Below are 2,083 nucleotides of genomic sequence, written 5' to 3' on the forward strand. Positions count from 1 at the left end.
CGGGCCGTGGGCGCTGGCGCGCACCGGCGACACCGGCACGATCGACGACCTCACCCTGGCTCCGGCGGCCGACGACGTCACGGCGCGGCTCGCGCCGGGCACGGTCCGCGTCGAGGTCCGCGCGGCGGGGGTCAACTTCCGTGACGTGGTCGTCGCGCTGGGGATGGTCGACGGGTTGCGCGGACTCGGTGGTGAACTCGCCGGTGTGGTCCGGGAGACCGGGCCCGGTGTGACGGATCTGAGGCCGGGTGACCGGGTGCTCGGGCTCGCACCGCGCGCCTTCGGGCCGCTGGCCGTCACGGACCGGCGGTGGCTTGCGCCGCTGCCCGACGGCTGGGGCTTCACCGAGGGGGCCGCCGTCCCCGTCGCCTACCTCACCGCCTACTACGGGCTCGTCGTCCTCGCGGACGTGCGGCCGGGGCAGCGGGTTCTCGTGCACGCCGGTGCGGGCGGGGTCGGTACCGCCGCCGTACAGCTCGCCCGGCATCTGGGGGCGGAGGTGTTCGCCACGGCCAGCTCCGGAAAGCGGGACGTGCTGCGCGGCGCCGGGCTGGACGACGAGCACACCGCCGACTCCCGCACCCTGGACTTCGCGGACCACTTCCTCGCCACGACCGGCGGGGAGGGCGTGGACGTCGTTCTGGACTGTCTCGCCGGGGAGTTCGTCGACGCCGGGCTCCGGCTGCTGCCGCGCGGTGGACGGTTCCTGGAGATGGGCAAGACCGACATCCGTGAACCGGGGGCGGTGGCCGCCGCTCATCCGGGCGTGGTGTACCAGGCGTACGACCTGAACGAGGCGGCGCCGGACCTGATGCGGGACATGCTGGACAGCGTCCTCGGGCTGTTCGCTGAGGGTGCGCTGACGGCGCCGCCGACGACGACGTGGGACGTGCGCCGGGCCCGGGACGCGTTCCGGGCGCTCAGCCAGGCCAAGCTGGTCGGCAAGGCAGTCCTGACCGTGCCGCCCGCTGTCGACCCGGACGGCGTGTTCGTCGTCACCGGCGCGGGCGGCAACCTCGGCGGGCTCGTCGCCCGGCACCTCGTCACCCGGCACGGCGCCCGGCGTCTGCTGCTCCTGGGCCGCCGGGGCGCAGCCGGGTTGGAGAAGCTGCTGCCGGCCGACGGCGCGACCGACGTCACCACGCTCGCCTGCGACGTCACCGACCGGGCCGCCCTGCACTCCGCGCTCGCCGGGCTCGACCGGCCCGTCACAGCGGTCGTGCACACGGCCGGGGTCCTCGACGACGGACTGGCGGCCGGGCTCACCGACGAGCAGTTGCACCGCGTTCTGCGGCCGAAGACCGACGGCGCCCGGCACCTGGACAGTGTCCTGCGTGAACTCGGCCAGGATCCGGCCCTGTTCGTGCTGTTCTCCTCCGCGTCCGGCCTCACCGGCAACCCCGGGCAGGCGAACTACGCGGCGGCCAACGTCTCCCTCGACGCGCTCGCGGCCCGCCGCCGGGCCGAGGGACTCGCCGGGCTGTCGCTGGCCTGGCGCGCCTGGGAGTCGTCCGGCGGCATGACCGCCGCGCTCAACGAGACGGACCAGCGCCGCATGGCCCGCTCCGGGCTGCGCGCGCTCACCGCCGAGCACGGACTCGCCCTGTTCGACGCCGCGCTCGGCGCCGACACCGACACCCTCGCGCCGATCGCCGTCGACAGTGCCGTCCTGCGCTCCCAGGCCGAGTCCGGCACACTGCCGGCCGTCTTCCGGGGCCTGGTGCGCGGCCCTGTGCTGCGCCGGGCCACGGCGGACAGCGGCAGCGCCGGACCCGACCTCGCGGAGCGGCTGACGGCCCTGGCGGAGGCGGAGCGCGACCAACTGCTCCTCGATCTCGTGCACCGGCACACCGCGACCGTCCTCGGCCACGGCGACCCGGGGGCCGTCACCCCGCACCGCACCTTCCGGGAACTGGGCTTCGACTCCCTCACGGCCGTCGAACTGCGCAACAGCATCGGCGCGGCCACCGGCCTGAAACTCCCGGCCACCCTCGTCTTCGACCACCCCACCCCGCAGGCCGTGGCCGCGCTCCTGCTCGCCGGGCTCGCCCCGCCGGCCGTCTCCCCCGGCCGCCAGGCGCTC

General features: G+C 75.8%; 1 protein-coding gene. It reads left to right on the forward strand.

Translation table 11 applies throughout. The annotated features are described in order from the left end of the window. On the forward strand, window positions 1–2,083 hold a 2,083-nt coding region (locus tag ACVNF4_RS35285; protein WP_461806928.1), incomplete at both ends, for a type I polyketide synthase.

It is taken from the genome of Streptomyces sp. S6 (assembly GCF_054880855.1).